Source organism: Streptomyces lunaelactis, from assembly GCF_003054555.1.
Classification (GTDB): domain Bacteria; phylum Actinomycetota; class Actinomycetes; order Streptomycetales; family Streptomycetaceae; genus Streptomyces; species Streptomyces lunaelactis.
Genome location: NZ_CP026304.1, coordinates 1,288,705 through 1,302,430 on the forward strand (window position 1 = coordinate 1,288,705; position 13,726 = coordinate 1,302,430).

Annotated in this window: 18 protein-coding genes and 1 riboswitch; of the genes, 7 read left to right on the plus strand and 11 right to left on the minus strand. The window is 71.3% G+C overall.

The genetic code is table 11. The annotated features are described in order from the left end of the window. Positions 1 to 113: 113 nt before the first annotated feature. From SLUN_RS05545 to SLUN_RS05575, 7 genes are all read right to left on the minus strand, one after another. The gene (locus SLUN_RS05545; RefSeq protein ID WP_108147422.1) at positions 114 to 854 is read right to left on the minus strand and encodes an urease accessory protein UreD; all 741 of its coding nucleotides are present in this window, start codon (positions 852 to 854) and stop codon (positions 114 to 116) included. Then, positions 851 to 1,528, minus strand: coding sequence for an urease accessory protein UreG (gene ureG / locus SLUN_RS05550; RefSeq protein WP_108147423.1), 678 nt, complete (start codon positions 1,526 to 1,528; stop codon positions 851 to 853). The genes SLUN_RS05545 and ureG overlap by 4 nt, the downstream gene beginning before the upstream one ends. Before the next feature lie 19 nt (positions 1,529 to 1,547). Beyond that, entirely contained in the window at positions 1,548 to 2,222 is a 675-nt protein-coding gene (locus SLUN_RS05555; protein ID WP_108147424.1) for an urease accessory protein UreF, read from the minus strand. Between the two features lie 10 nt (positions 2,223 to 2,232). Beyond that, positions 2,233 to 3,954, minus strand: coding sequence for an urease subunit alpha (locus SLUN_RS05560; RefSeq protein WP_108147425.1), 1,722 nt, complete (start codon positions 3,952 to 3,954; stop codon positions 2,233 to 2,235). Beyond that, a complete protein-coding gene (locus tag SLUN_RS05565; RefSeq protein ID WP_108147426.1) occupies positions 3,947 to 4,258 on the minus strand; it encodes an urease subunit beta in 312 nt (103 codons plus the stop codon). The genes SLUN_RS05560 and SLUN_RS05565 overlap by 8 nt, the downstream gene beginning before the upstream one ends. Positions 4,259 to 4,269: 11 nt before the next feature. Then, positions 4,270 to 4,572, minus strand: a complete 303-nt coding sequence (locus tag SLUN_RS05570) for an urease subunit gamma (RefSeq protein ID WP_108147427.1) — start codon at positions 4,570 to 4,572, stop codon at positions 4,270 to 4,272. 137 nt (positions 4,573 to 4,709) lie between these two features. Further along, entirely contained in the window at positions 4,710 to 5,330 is a 621-nt protein-coding gene (locus tag SLUN_RS05575; protein WP_108147428.1) for a TetR/AcrR family transcriptional regulator, read from the minus strand. A gap of 105 nt (positions 5,331 to 5,435) precedes the next feature. Here SLUN_RS05575 and SLUN_RS05580 point away from each other — a divergent pair, with 105 nt between their 5' ends. Beyond that, positions 5,436 to 6,428: a hypothetical protein gene (locus SLUN_RS05580; RefSeq protein WP_108147429.1), complete on the plus strand. Its 993-nt coding sequence runs from the start codon at positions 5,436 to 5,438 to the stop codon at positions 6,426 to 6,428. Between the two features lie 133 nt (positions 6,429 to 6,561). Here the strand turns inward: SLUN_RS05580 and SLUN_RS05585 are convergent, their stop codons facing one another. Further along, positions 6,562 to 6,840 carry a type II toxin-antitoxin system Phd/YefM family antitoxin gene (locus SLUN_RS05585; protein ID WP_108154551.1) on the minus strand — a complete coding sequence of 93 codons (279 nt, stop codon included), beginning with the start codon at positions 6,838 to 6,840 and terminating at the stop codon, positions 6,562 to 6,564. Positions 6,841 to 6,920: 80 nt separating this feature from the next. Here SLUN_RS05585 and SLUN_RS05590 point away from each other — a divergent pair, with 80 nt between their 5' ends. The 3 genes from SLUN_RS05590 to SLUN_RS05600 all read left to right on the plus strand — a co-directional run bounded on the left by SLUN_RS05590 (position 6,921) and on the right by SLUN_RS05600 (position 8,856). After that, complete coding sequence (locus SLUN_RS05590) at positions 6,921 to 7,556, plus strand: ATP-dependent Clp protease proteolytic subunit (protein ID WP_108147430.1); 636 nt, start codon at positions 6,921 to 6,923, stop codon at positions 7,554 to 7,556. A 7-nt stretch (positions 7,557 to 7,563) separates the two neighbouring features. Then, the gene (locus SLUN_RS05595; RefSeq protein ID WP_108147431.1) at positions 7,564 to 7,872 is read left to right on the plus strand and encodes a hypothetical protein; all 309 of its coding nucleotides are present in this window, start codon (positions 7,564 to 7,566) and stop codon (positions 7,870 to 7,872) included. A gap of 345 nt (positions 7,873 to 8,217) precedes the next feature. After that, a riboswitch (cyclic di-AMP (ydaO/yuaA leader) is annotated at positions 8,218 to 8,373 on the plus strand. Positions 8,374 to 8,376: 3 nt separating this feature from the next. Continuing rightward, positions 8,377 to 8,856 (plus strand): C40 family peptidase, encoded by a 480-nt coding sequence (locus tag SLUN_RS05600; protein ID WP_108147432.1) that lies wholly within the window; start codon positions 8,377 to 8,379, stop codon positions 8,854 to 8,856. 44 nt (positions 8,857 to 8,900) lie between these two features. On the opposite strand, the gene SLUN_RS05605 is transcribed toward SLUN_RS05600, so the two are convergent. Next, positions 8,901 to 9,530 (minus strand): LysE family translocator, encoded by a 630-nt coding sequence (locus SLUN_RS05605; protein ID WP_108154552.1) that lies wholly within the window; start codon positions 9,528 to 9,530, stop codon positions 8,901 to 8,903. 82 nt (positions 9,531 to 9,612) lie between these two features. Between SLUN_RS05605 and SLUN_RS05610 the strand changes: the two genes are divergently transcribed. Then, positions 9,613 to 10,524 carry a LysR family transcriptional regulator gene (locus tag SLUN_RS05610; protein ID WP_108147433.1) on the plus strand — a complete coding sequence of 304 codons (912 nt, stop codon included), beginning with the start codon at positions 9,613 to 9,615 and terminating at the stop codon, positions 10,522 to 10,524. 62 nt (positions 10,525 to 10,586) lie between these two features. Here the strand turns inward: SLUN_RS05610 and SLUN_RS05615 are convergent, their stop codons facing one another. Next, positions 10,587 to 11,018, minus strand: a complete 432-nt coding sequence (locus tag SLUN_RS05615; RefSeq protein WP_108147434.1) for an ATP-binding protein — start codon at positions 11,016 to 11,018, stop codon at positions 10,587 to 10,589. 292 nt (positions 11,019 to 11,310) lie between these two features. Here SLUN_RS05615 and SLUN_RS05620 point away from each other — a divergent pair, with 292 nt between their 5' ends. Both SLUN_RS05620 and SLUN_RS05625 read left to right on the plus strand, forming a co-directional pair. Continuing rightward, entirely contained in the window at positions 11,311 to 12,165 is an 855-nt protein-coding gene (locus tag SLUN_RS05620; protein WP_108147435.1) for a helix-turn-helix domain-containing protein, read from the plus strand. A 22-nt stretch (positions 12,166 to 12,187) separates the two neighbouring features. Next, the gene (locus SLUN_RS05625) at positions 12,188 to 12,394 is read left to right on the plus strand and encodes a DUF397 domain-containing protein (RefSeq protein WP_108147436.1); all 207 of its coding nucleotides are present in this window, start codon (positions 12,188 to 12,190) and stop codon (positions 12,392 to 12,394) included. An 89-nt stretch (positions 12,395 to 12,483) separates the two neighbouring features. On the opposite strand, the gene SLUN_RS05630 is transcribed toward SLUN_RS05625, so the two are convergent. Further along, positions 12,484 to 13,629 (minus strand): 8-amino-7-oxononanoate synthase, encoded by a 1,146-nt coding sequence (locus SLUN_RS05630; RefSeq protein ID WP_108147437.1) that lies wholly within the window; start codon positions 13,627 to 13,629, stop codon positions 12,484 to 12,486. Positions 13,630 to 13,726 lie beyond the last annotated feature (97 nt).

The window sequence follows — 13,726 nt, forward strand, 5'->3', positions numbered from 1 at the left end:
ATCCTTTCGTCTGCGGGGCTGCCGGGAACAGGTCGTACGGCTGTTTCTTTGCCGAACCAATAACCGGTATGCGGTGTCCCGCTGAGCGGTGCACCGAAATGCCCCTGGATGTACTACGCGGGCAGTTCTGTGTGCAGCACCTCGTCGAGTACGCGGCGCAGTTCACGGGCGTCCGGCGCAACGACGGTGACCAGCAGGGCAGGACCGGCGAGCGGAGTGAGAGCGGCGGTCTCCCCCAGCAGCCGGGGCTCGGCGGGCTTCTCCTCGAACGCGGGGTCCACGATGAGGAGTTGACCCACCGCCCGGTGCCCGCCGAGCACAGCACCGCCGTCCCAGCCGCCGGTGGCGCCCGGGCCGTAGCCGAGCTCCTGGTCCAGCAGAGGGCGTCCGGCGCGGTGGACGGTGAGGCGGGTGGTGAGGCTGCCGGGCTGCTCGCCGTACCGCCCCAGGATCTGCTCCTCGCGCAGTACCAGCCGTGCGGTGGCGGCGAGTTCGACCCGGGTGCGCATGCGCAGATCGCTGCCGTACGCCGAGATCAGCTGCTCCGGCAGCCAGCGCAGCTCGGCGTGCTCGCCCACGGTCAACCGCACGTCGTAGCGGGCCTGTTCGGGCGTCCGTCCGGGCAGGGCGATGGTCGCGGCGGCGGAGTCGACGGCGAGCCGTGCCCCTTCCCGCACCTCGGCCTCGATGGCGAGCCGGTCGCCGCCGAGCGGTGCGCTCATCGCGCCGACGACGGTGACCCGGGTGCAGGGGCCGGTGGCCCGGGTGCGGCGCAGTGCGAGCGGCCCGTCGCTCTCCAGCACCGGCAGTCCGTCGCGGGTGGCGACGACACGGGCTGTGGCCCGGACGCTCATGCGGTCCAGGCGGCGAGCTGTGCGCGCAGCCAGTCGGCGACCGGGGCCACCCCTTCCTCGTCCTTCAAAGAGGTGAAGGCGACGGGGAGTTCACCGCGCTGTTCCCTGGCGTCGCGCGCCATCCGGCCGAGGTCGGAGCCGACATGGGGTGCGAGGTCGGTCTTGTTGATCACGAGCAGGTCGGCGGTGGTGACGCCCGGGCCGCCCTTGCGCGGGATGTCGTCCCCGCCCGCGACGTCGATGACGAAGACCTGGGCGTCGACGAGCCCCTTGGAGAAGGTGGCGGTGAGATTGTCGCCGCCGGACTCGACGAGGATCAGATCGAGCGGGCCGACGCTCTCCTCCAGGTCCTCGACGGCTTCGAGGTTCGCGGAGATGTCGTCGCGGATCGCGGTGTGCGGGCAGGCGCCGGTCTCGACGGCCTGGATGCGCTCGGGCGGCAGTACGGCGTTACGGAGCAGGAATTCGGCGTCCTCGCGGGTGTAGATGTCGTTGGTGACGACGGCGATGGACAGCTGGTCGCGCAGGGCACGGCAGAGCGCGGCGACGGTCGCCGTCTTGCCGGAGCCGACGGGTCCGCCGAGGCCGATCCGCAGGGCGCGCCGGGTGCCGTCGGGACGCCGGGCGTCGGCGCTGACGGCGGCCGGGCCGTCGTGGGCGTGGTCGATGTGCATGGTGCGGCTCCTGTCGGTCCTACGAGGCGAAGAGGCGTACGGGCCAGGCGGCGTGCGCCTGCGCGGTGATGTCGAGCAGCGGGGCACAGGCGGCGGGCAGCGCGTCGAGCCCTTCGACGGCCGCATCGGCAGCCGCCCGCGCGGCCTGGGCGGCGACGGCGTCGAGTTCGGGCGCCAGCCGGGCCAGGACCGCGGTGGCCTGGAAGGGGTCGAGGCTGAGGAGGCGTACCGCCGCGGTGGCCGGGCCGCTGACCGCCTCGTACAGCACACAGTGCGCGGCGTCCTCGGGCCCGAGCCCGGCGGAGCGGGCGGCGAGCCCGAGCACGATGGGCTGGTGTGCGCCGCGCGGGCGGGCCGCGGCGAGTGCGTCGAGCTCCTGGCTCGGCCAGGTGGCGCGGGCGGCGCGCATCATCTGCCGGCCGAGCTTCCGGGCGGTGGTCCGCAGGGCGGGCGAGGGCGTACGCGCGTCGGCGGCCTCGTCGAGTTCCAGCGGGTCGAGGCCCAGGGTGGCCGCGGCGGCGAGTGCCGCCGAGGTGAGGCCGGCGGTGTGCAGCCGGCCCCGGCAGAAGTCCGCCAGACTGTGGGCATCGCGTATCCGTCCCGCCTTGACGGCCGGTTCGGCGCCGCCGGAGTGGGCGTGGCCGCCGGCGGGGAACCGGCCGTCGGCGAGGACGAGCAGGGCAGCGCGGCTCATGGCGTACTCATCAGAACAGGAAGTAGCGCTGGGCCATGGGCAGTTCCGCGGCCGGCGCGGGCTCCACCGGCTCGCCGTCGATCGTCACCGTGAAGGTGTCGGCGTCGACCTCGACGCGCGGCAGTGCGTCGTTCTCCCGCATATCGGCCTTGGTGAGCTGCCGGGTGTTGGCGATGGGCAGGAACTTCTTGGCCAGGCCGAGTCGTTCGGGCAGCCCGTCCTCGATCGCCGCCCCTGCGACGAAGTTGAACGAGCCCGCCGCCGCTGCCCGCCCCAGCGCACCGAACATCGGGCGCGGCAGCACCGGCTGCGGGGTCGGGATGGAGGCGTTGGCGTCGCCCATCTGCGCGTACGCGATCTGCCCGCCCTTGATGACGAGCTGCGGCTTGACACCGAAGAAGGCCGGGTCCCAGAGCACCAGGTCGGCGAGTTTGCCGGTCTCGACCGAGCCGATCTCGCGGTCGAGGCCCTGCGCGACCGCCGGGTTGATCGTGTATTTGGCGACATAGCGACGTGCGCGGTGGTTGTCGGCGCGGCCGTCGCCGGGCAGTGCGCCACGGCGCTTCTTCATGACGTGCGCGGTCTGCCAGGTGCGCATGATCACTTCGCCGATGCGCCCCATCGCCTGGGAGTCGGAGGAGATGATCGAGATGGCGCCGAGGTCGTGCAGTATGTCCTCGGCCGCGATGGTGGAGGGCCTGATCCGGGACTCGGCGAAAGCGAGATCCTCGGGCACCGCCGGGTTGAGGTGGTGGCAGACCATCAGCATGTCGAGGTGTTCCTCGATGGTGTTGACGGTGTGCGGCCGGGTCGGGTTGGTGGAGCTGGGCAGGACATACGGCTCGGAGACCACGGTGATGATGTCCGGTGCGTGCCCGCCGCCGGCGCCCTCGGTGTGGTACGCGTGGATCGTGCGGCCCGCGATGGCTGCGAGGGTGTCGCCGACGAAGCCCGCCTCGTTCAGGGTGTCCGTGTGAATGGCGAGCTGCGCGCCGGTCTCTTCGCAGACGCTCAGGCAGGCGTCGATGACGGCGGGGGTCGCGCCCCAGTCCTCGTGGATCTTGAACCCGAGTGCCCCGCCGCGCAGTTGGGAGTGCATGGCCTCGCGGGACATGGTGTTGCCCTTGCCGAGGAGCCCGATGTTGACGGGCAGGGAGTCCATCGCCTCGAACATCCGGGCAAGGTGCCAGGGACCCGGGGTGATGGTGGTGGCCTTGGTGCCCTCGGCCGGTCCGGTGCCGCCGCCGACGAGCGTGGTGACGCCGGTCGCGAGCGCCTGGTCGATGATGGTCGGCGAGATGAAGTGGACGTGCGCGTCGATGGCGCCCGCGGTGACGATCTTCCCGTTCCCGGCGATGACTTCGGTCTCGGGACCGATGACGAGATCGGGGTGCACGCCGTCCATGGTGTCGGGGTTGCCGGCCTTGCCGATCCCGGTGATCCGGCCGTCGCGGATGCCGATGTCGGCCTTGACGATGCCCCAGTGGTCGACGATCACGGCGCCGGTGACGACGGTGTCGGGTGCGCCTTCGGCCCGGGTCGTACGGGACTGGCCCATCGACTCGCGGATCACCTTGCCGCCGCCGAACACGGCCTCGTCGCCCGCGAGTCCGGGCCCGCCGGAGCGGTCCTCCTCGATCTCGACGAGCAGGTCGGTGTCGGCGAGCCGGATGCGGTCGCCGGTGGTGGGGCCGAAGAGATCGGCGTACACGGCGCGGTTCAGCTCACGCATCGAGAGGACCTCCGGTCTCTCCCCGCAGCCCCGGGACGGTGCGCAGCCCGGCGAGGGGGACGAGTTCGACGTCGACGGGGATACCGGGCTCGAAGCGCACGGCGGTTCCGGCGGCGATGTTCAGTCGCTTGCCGCGCGCGGCGGCGCGGTCGAAGTCCAGACCCGGGTTCGCCTCGGCGAAGTGGTAGTGGGAGCCGACCTGGACGGGCCGGTCGGCGGCGTTGACGACCGCGAGGCGGGTGACCTCGCGGCCCTCGTTCAGGGCGATGGGCCCGTCGCCGTAAAGGATCTCTCCGGGAATCATCCTCGTACCCCTCAGACGATCGGGTCGTGGACGGTGACGAGCTTGGTGCCGTCCGGGAAGGTCGCCTCGACCTGGATGTCGTGGATCATCTCGGGGATGCCGTCCATGACGTCGGCGCGATCGAGGACCTTGCGGCCCGAGGCCATGAGCTCGGCGACGGTGCGGCCGTCCCTCGCGCCCTCGAGGATGTGCGAGGTGATCAGGGCGACGGACTCGGGGTGGTTCAGCCGCAGTCCGCGTGCCCGGCGCTTCTCCGCCACGTCGGCGGCCACATGGATGAGCAGGCGTTCCTGCTCGTGCGGAGAGAGTTGCACGCGTCCACCTCACTGTCGTCCGGACCGGACCCGCCTGGGCGCGGCGGGACCCTCACTCGCTTCAACACTCTGTTGACCAATGCATGAGTGCCTTGAGGCGAGCGGTTGAACGTTAGGCGGGAAGTTTTTCCACCGCGTTAACTGATCTTGGTCTCCCGCATGGACATGAGACCCCGCAGCCCGTTCTCCAGTACCTCGACCTGGACGTCACCGAAGAGCGCCTGCTGGGCGATGAAGCCCTGGGCGGTGGCAATGAGGGTGCGCGCGACATGGTCGGCGGGTACATCGGCGCCCATCAGGCCGTTGTCGCGGTAGGCGTCCACCAGCTTCGCCCAGACCTGGCGCATCCCGGTATAGCCCTCGTCGAGGGTGGTGGCCAGCAGTTCGTTGCGCAGCGTCTCGGTCCACACCTGCACGATCAGTCGAGCGAACGCCTGCCGGTCGCCGCCTGGCACATGCTCCTCCAGCATCGTGCGCATCACGCGCCCGAGGAGCACGTCGGGCGTGGGCGGCGGAGCCGTCCGGGCGGCGTCCTCGAAGGCCCCGCGGATCGTGGCGAACGCCTCGTCGGCGATGGCCGCGATCAGCTCCTCCTTGCTGCGGAAGTAGCGGTAGACCGCACCGGCCGACAGACCCGCCTCACGCAGGATGTCCTGCATCGATGTCGCATGGAACCCGTTGCGGGCGAAGCAGCGGGTGGCGCCGTCGAGAATCTGGCGGCGGCGGGCGTCGAGGTGTTCCTGGGATACGCGGGCCATGGCGCCAATTTAAAACGAACATTCATTCTTGACAAGGACCGACCCCGACGGGACAGTGGGGCAACAGCAAAACGAACGATCCTTCTCTTTGAATCGAGCGTCATCATGTCCGCTACGCCCACCCGACGCATGGTCGGGGTCATGGTCCTGATCCCCGTCCTGGTGGCGCTGGCCCTGTGGGCTTTCGCCTGGCCCGCGGCCCGCACCGCGCCTCGTGACGTACCGATCGGCATCGCGGGACCGGCCTCCGCGACCGCCCGGCTGGAGCAGGGCTTCGAGCAACGGGAGGGAGCCTTCGACGTCCACCGCTACGACGACGAGGCCGCCGCCCGCACCGCGATCGAGGGCCGGGTCGTATACGGAGCCGTGGTCGCCACCGCCGAAGGGCCTCGGCTGCTGACCGCGTCGGCGGCGAGCCCGGTGGTCGCCCAGCTCCTCACGGAGGCCGTCACCTCACAGGCACCGGCCGGCACACAGGTGCACGCGACGGATGTCGTGCCGACACCCGCCGGCGATCCGCGCGGCAGCGCGCTGGCGGCGAGCATCCTGCCGCTCGCTCTGGCCGGTATGGCGGCCGGGGCCGTCGTGACGCTGATGAAGCTGCGCGGGGCCCGTGCGGCGACCGCGCTGATCGGCGCCGCAGCCCTGGTCGGCATCACCGCCGCCGCACTCGCCGACAGCTGGCTCGGGGTGCTCGGCGGCCCCTGGTGGTCCGAGGCGGGGGTGCTGGGGCTGACCGTTCTGGCCATCGGCGCGGCCGTGTCCGGCCTCGCCGCCCTGATCGGCACACCGGGTCTCGGCCTCGGGGGTCTGCTGATGGTGCTCATCGGCAACCCGTTCTCGGGCGCCGCGAGCGCGCCCGAACTCCTTCCGGATCCGGCCGGGTTGATCGGCCAGTGGCTGCCGCCGGGCGCGGGGGCGACGTTGCTCCGCTCGGTGTCGTACTTCGACGGCAGCGCCGCCGGGAGCGCGGTCCTCACGCTCTCGCTCTGGGCCGCGCTCGGGCTGGCCGCCGTCCTGGTGGGCGGGCGGCGGCGGCGCGGACGGCCCGTCGCCACCGCCGAACACCGGGCGGCCGAACCGGTACCCGTCGGCTGACGCGGCACCTGGCGACTGCCGACGCACCTGGCAGCCCAGCCCTTCGACCGGCCGCGCGTCCCCGCTGTAGCGGACGGGGACGCGCGGCCTTTGCGCGTGGTGGCGCGTGGCCTTTACGTGTGGGGGCGCGCGGTCAGCGCTGGTCGTGGCGGGGGGTCTGGGCCGCCAGACCGAAGCGCCCCCGTTCGCCGGCAGCGGACGCGGCGGAGCCGAGCGAGGAGACCGAGCTGATCACCTGCTCCTCGGCCGCCTCCTGCTCGCTCTCGAGTCTTTCCAGGTCAGCGGCGGACACCAGCGCCACGAGCGGCTTCCCGTGGCGCGTCACGACGACCCGCTCCCCGCCGTAGACAACGCGGTTGATCAGTTCGGCCAGCTCTGCGCGGGCTTGCGTCACCGGAATCTCGTAGGCCATGCTCACCATCTTACGATCTGTACGTCCTGTACATTTTTTACAGAGACCCGAACAGGCCCGTGCATGAGGAGAGGTACGTCATGAACCGCCCTGACGCCCGCTACGTCCTGCCCCAGTTCACCGAGCGCACCAGCTCGGGGACCCGCACCCTCGACCCGTACTCCAGGCTGCTGGAGGAGCGGATCATCTTTCTCGGGACCGCCGTCGACGACACCTCGGCCAATGACGTGATCGCGCAGTTCCTGCACCTCGAGTACGCGGCGCCGGACCGCGACATCTCCCTGTACATCAACTCCCCCGGCGGCTCACCCAGCGCCATGTCGGCGATCTACGACACGATGCAGGTGGTCACCTGCGACATCGAGACGACCTGCCTGGGCCAGGCAGCCTCGACCGCCGCCCTTCTCCTCGCCGCCGGCGCCCCCGGAAAGCGGATGGCACTGCCCGGCGCCCGGATCGTCGTCCAGCAGCCCGCCTTCGAGGAGCCGTTGCGGGGCCGGCCGTCCGATCTGGAGATCCACGCGCAGGAGTTGCTGCGGCTGCGCGCCCAACTCACCGACATGTTCGTGCGCCACACCGGCCAGACACCGGAGCGGGTCACCGAGGACCTGGAGCGCGACAAGATCTTCGACGCCGAGGACGCCAAGTCCTACGGCCTGGTGGACCACGTGATCAAGAACCGCAAGACCTCGCTCATCAGCCCCGGTTCGCGGTGAGCGCCCGATGCTGCCACCCGAGCTGCCGCCGCTGCCCGCGCTGACCCGCGCCGAGGCCGAGTTCATCGACAGCTATCTCGAAGTCGTCGATCTGCTGGGGCAGATCAATCCGGCCCGCTCGACGCACACCTATGGCGCACTCCGCGCGGCCCAGGCCCTGGTGGGCCGGGCCGGCGCGCTCAAGGAGGCCCTGACGCTGATGCATACGCGCGGCGAGAGCGAGGTACACGCGGCGACACTCGCCGGGGCGCTCAGAGTGCTCGACGGAGAGCGCAGGGCGCGCCGCGTGACGATGCCTCCAGCTTCCATGCCTTGACGTGCCCTCTGCTCTCGTCTACGCCATCGGAGTACGAATGTGTGTACCCCGTTCGGTGTAGTAGTCGCCTCAACCGCAGTACCGGACAACTTGCGCAACACGACTACCGATCTGGCGGAATGAGTCGTTCCGCTGCTGGTGCAGGGGTCGGCAGCTGTCGCGGACCGGTCACAAAAACGGCCCTGTCCACCCGAACAGATCAAGGGTGACGAGACTCACATACCGTCGTTTCGGCTCGGAAATCCGGCACGGTGTGGGTCAAGATCCCAGAGACGACAAGCCCCCGCCACCTCGGCGGGGCGGTCCGGGTGGACGCCGAGTCCTGCCGCCGCTCCGGATGTCTGGTCGACAGAAGTGCATCGGCAGGAGTGGAGGACCCGAGCACGACGGGGTGGCCGGACAGACCGGCCGTCCCTAGGGGTGAAGCCGCATCCGCGGCCGGGCATCTTCGTCCGTCCGAACCCGACAGGTCATCCTTCACAGGCGGCTGACGAAGGGTTGCGCATGACCGCGCAGATTCATGTCCCGTCTCTGATCTCCCGGGCGGGTGCCGTATCGGCCCTGACCCTCGCGGCCGTCGGGGGCTCGATGCTGGCGCCGGGCGCCGCGTCCGAGGCACACGCGGCGACTACGGTCCATGCGGGCAAGGCCCTCAAGGTGGCGGCCTCGAAGAGGGGGGCGCCATACCGCTACGGCGCCGCGGGCCCGTCGCGGTTCGACTGCTCGGGCCTGACGCTCTACTCGTACAAGAAGGCCGGCAAGAAGCTGCCACGCACGGCCCAGCAGCAGTACAACAAGTCCAAGCATGTCTCGCGCATGTCGCGGCAGCGCGGGGACCTGGTCTTCTTCCACTCGGGGGGCTCCGTGTACCACGTGGGGATCTATGCGGGGAGCGGGAAGATCTGGCACTCGCCGAAGTCGGGGTCGGTGGTGCGGCTGGAGAAGATCTGGTCGAAGCGCGTGTGGTACGGCCGGGTCCGCTGACGGTTTCCGGGCTCCGCCCCGGACCCCGCGCAGCGGACGCCGCCTCAGTGCGTCAGCGGCTCCGCCAGCAGCGTCGCGCCCAGCGCCGTCAGCGCCCCTCCCGTGACCCCCTCCACCGCGCGCGTCGTACGCGGGCGCCGCAGCCACCCGCCCAGCCGGTCCACCAGCAGCGCCACCATGGGGAACCACAGCAGCGCCAGCAGGACGACGATCGTCGCGAGCAGCAACGTGCGCGGCAGCACCGGGGCGCCCTCCGGGACGAACTGCGGCAGCAGGCTGAGGAACAGCACCGGCGCCTTCGGGTTGAGGACGTTGGTGAGGAAGCCCTGCCGCAGACTGCGCCGGACGCCGCCGGCCGGCGCTCCGTCGGGCTCCGCCACCTCCAGCCCCGGACGCAGCGCGGCGCGCACGGCCTTGATGCCGAGGTAGAGCACATACGCGCCGCCCACGATCTGCAGCGTCCGGTAGAGCACCGGCACCGCGACCAGTACGGCCGCGAGTCCCGCGACCGCCAGCGCCGTGTGCACCACAAGTCCCCCGGCCACGCCGACCGCGCAGGCCACACCCGCACGGCGGGAGGCGAGAGCGTTGCGCACGACGACGGTGAAATCCGCGCCCGGCATGGCGACCATGCCCGCGGCGACCCCGATGAAGGCGATCAGTTGTGCGTCCATGCCGACCATCCTGGACCCGTGCAGGCCTTAGCGTGTACTTGGAATCCTCGGGGTCTGCCTAAAGAAACGCTTAAGGGGTGGCATGTACGACCCGACACGACTGGCCGCGCTGGTGGCGGTCGCGGAGGCCGGTTCGATCACCCGCGCCGCCGCCCGTATGGGCTACACCGCGCCCGCGCTCTCCCAGCAGCTGGCCAAACTGGAGCGCGAGGCGGGTGCGGCGCTGCTGGTGCGGCACCACCGTGGGGCACGGCTGACGGCTGCGGGCGAGCTGCTGGCATCCCGGGCCCGCCGGGTGCTGGACGAGATGGACCGGGCGAGGCACGAGCTGGCGCGGCTCGCGGGGCTCTCCGGCGGGCGGCTGCGCGTGGGCACTTTCACCACGGTCGGCATCCATCTGCTGCCGCCGGTACTGAGCGCTTTCCGCCGGGCGCATCCGGATGTGGAGCTGACCGTCGCGGAGTACGAGCCGCCGGGCGGCGTCCTGGCGGTGGCGGCCGGCGAGGTGGATCTGGCGCTGACCCATGCGTACGAACCCGCCGATCCGGCGCCGTCGCCCGCGGGCGTCGTGCTGGAACCGCTGCTCGTGGAGGAGTTGGTGCTGGTGACGGCGCCCGGTCATGCGCTGGCGGGCGGCTCGGGCCGGCTCCCGGTGGCCGAGCTGGCCGGACAGCCACTGATCAGCAGCGCGCCGTCGCATCCGCCGCGCAAGGGCGTGGAGGGTGCGCTGGCGCGGGCCGGGGCTGCTCCTGCCGTGGTGTGCGAGTCACCGGGCTACGGGCTGGTGTGCGCGCTCGTCAGCGCGGGTCTGGGGGTGGCGGTGGTGCCGGAGATGGTCGCGGGGATGTCCGCGACGCCGCTCGGCGTACGGCAGTTGGAGCCGGCGGCCTTCAGGCGGACGATCTCGGTGGCGCACCGGGGCGGGGAGTCGAGTCCCGCCGCCGAGTCCCTGCGGGCTCTGCTGCGCGGCACGTTCGGCCGCGCAGGCGGCTAAGCGGCCCCGGGGAAGTCCGGGCGGGGTGCCTGACAGGGCCTGAGGCGTACCCTCCGGGGGCGTCAGCCCTGGACCGGGACCGACCACGGCAGGGCGATCCAGACGGTTTTGCCGCCCTCCGGGGTCGGCGTGACGGAGAGCTGTCCACCCCACTCCGCGGTCAGGCTGCGGATGATGACCATGCCGCGGCCGTTGTCCTGGCGGACGGCGGCCGGCAGCCGCTGCGGCCAGCGGGGGTGGCTGTCGGTGACGCCGATGCGCAGCTGCTCGTCCCGGTCGAGACGGAGGTCGACGGTGAAGGTCGGCGACTGGCCGAAGGTGTGCTGGACTGCGTTCGTGGCGAGCTCGGAGACGATCAGCCGCACGGTGTCGACGGCCTCGGTCTCGACCGGCAGGCCCCATTCGGCGATGACGTGCGTTGCGTATCTGCGGGCCTCGGAGACCGAGGCGGGATCGCTCGGCAGAGTGAGGGAGGCTTCCTGATGGTCTGCCATGGCGACGCTGTCCCTTTCCCACCGGGGCCGGGCTCCGACTCGTAGCGGATGAATGCGAGGGCGGCCACGGATTGCGCTTCGCGCCAGAGTGCCACTGATCGTGCCGTCAGAGGTGGTGATCCACCAAGATGTGCATATATCTGTCGCTCAAAGCGGTGAACTCTACGACGCGAGACCGTATTTGGGCGGAGACTCACCCCTTGGTCACGGCCGGAGGTCTGCCCGAGTCCGGTCGGCTGTCCGGTCGGCTGTCGGCCGGACACACGAGTGCGGGGACGGGAAGGAGCGCGAGATGCGGCACGGACCCGCGGTGCGCCGCCGCAAGCTCGGCGAGGAGCTTCGCAGGCTGCGCCTGGCAGCGGGCCTCACCAGCCGGGACGCCGCGCGGCTCGCCGGCTGGCACCAGTCCAAGGTGAGCCGGATCGAGACCGGCACCAGCGGGGTCAGGACCGCTGATGTGACCCTGCTGCTGGACGCGTACGCGGTCGGCGACCGCCAACTGCGTTCGCTGCTCGAGATCTTGGCGGGCGCGGCCGACGGCGGGGGACGCGGCTGGTGGCACGGGTACCGCGGGCTGATCCCGACCGAGTACCGGGACTTCATCAGTCTGGAGTCGCAGGCCTGCGCGGTGCGGACGCTGGAGACCTCGGTGGTCCCCGGGCTGCTGCAGACACCGGACTATGCGCTCGCGGTGACCCGGGCGGCGCTGGAGGATCTGCCGGCGGCGACCGTGAACTCGCTGGTGGAGGTGCGGCTCGCCCGTCAGTCGGTGCTGCGCGCGGAGCAGCCGCTGGAGCTGAGTGCGGTACTCGACGAGGCGGTGCTGCGGCGCGAGGTGGGCGGTCGTCAGGTGATGCGGGATCAGCTGCGTGGGCTGGCGGAGACCGCGCAACTGCCCCATGTGCGGCTCCAGGTGCTGCCGTTCTCGGTCGGCGGGTATGTCGGCCTCACAGGTCCTTTCGTTATTTTCTCCTTTCCGAACATTTCTGATCTGGACGTAGTCGTTCTCGACCACTTGACGAGTAGCCTCTACCTCGAGCGGAAAGAAGACCTTGCGGTGTACTGCGCCGCCTTCCGCACGATGCAGGCGCGGGCACTGTCGCCCGAGGACTCATTGGATCTCATCGCCCGGATCCCGGATCAGTGACGGCTCACAGGGAGGCACCCCCATGCCAGACCTCCTCGCACAGGACGAATTACGGTGGCGGCGCAGCAGCCGCAGCGTGGGAATGAACAACTGCGTCGAGGCGGCCCGGCTGCCCGACGCCACGCTCTCCGTACGAGACTCGAAGAACATCGCGCGTCAGGCTCTGCGCTTCTCCCCCACCGCCTGGTCGCGGTTCCTCACCGCGGTCCACGACGGCACCGTGGACTGACCGGACCCCCAACCGGACCGTACGGACCTTCAACCGACCGTACGGACCTTCAACCGACCGTACGGACCCTCAACCGACCGTACGGACCCTCAACCGACCGGCGCGGCCTCGATGATCGTGGCGATCGCCGTTTCGATCTGCTGATCGGTCAGATCCGCCCGGGCCGTCAGCCTGATGCGCGAGATGCCGTCCGGCACCGACGGCGGACGGAAGCACCCGACGACCAGCCCGGCGCTGCGGCAGTCCGCTGCCCAGCGCAGGGCGGACTCCGGTGACGGCGCCCGTACGGAGACCACCGCCGCCTCCGGACGTACCGCGGTCAGGCCCGCGTCCGTCAGGCGGCGGTGCAGCGTGCCGGCGACCGCGCGGGCACTGCCGGCCAGCGCGGGCTCGCGGCCCAGCAGCCGCAGGCTCGCCAGCGCCGCTCCCGCCGCGGCAGGAGCCAGGCCCGTGTCGAAGATGAAGGTGCGGGCGGTGTTGACCAGATGGTCGATGACGCGCGCCGGGCCGAGCACCGCTCCGCCCTGGCTGCCGAGGGACTTGGACAGGGTCAGGGTGGCGACCACACCGTCCCGGCCCGCGAGTCCCGCGGCGTTCAGCGCGCCGCGGCCGCCCTCGCCGAGTACGCCGAGCCCGTGCGCGTCGTCGACGAGCAGCGCGGCGCCGTGCTCCCGGCAGGCGTCCGCGAGAGGGGCCAGCGGAGCGGCGTCGCCGTCCACCGAGAAGACCGAGTCGGTGACGGCGAGGGCGCGCCGCCCCGGGTGCGCTTCGAGTGTCTTGCGTACGGCCTCGACGTCGGCGTGGGTGACGACCGCGGTCTCCGCACGGGAGAGCCGGCAGCCGTCGACGATCGAGGCATGGTTGCCCGCGTCGGAGACGATCAGCGCGTCGCGGCCGCTCAGCGCGGTCACGGCGGCGAGGTTGGCCGCATAGCCGGAGGACAGGACCAGGGCGGCCTCGAAGCCGCAGAAGGCGGCCAGTTCGCGCTCCAGCTCGGCGTGGAGCGCGGTGCTGCCCGTGACCAGCCGGGAGCCGGTGGCCCCCGCGCCCCAGCGGCGGGCGGCCTCGGCGGCCGCCTCGGTGATCTCCGGGCGGCGGGTCAGGCCCAGATAGTCGTTGCTGGCGAGATCCAGCAGCTCGGAGTCGGCGGCGCGCGGGCGGAGCGTACGCACGAGACCCGCGGCCGCACGGCGGCGCGACTCGTCGTCGATCCAGTCGAAAGGATCCTGGGTCATAGTGGTCCGGTCCTTTTGTAGGCAGCGCACAGACCCTAACCGGGCTCGCTCGAGGAACGGATGTGGCCATGCACACACCTCAAACCTGCTCTGTTGT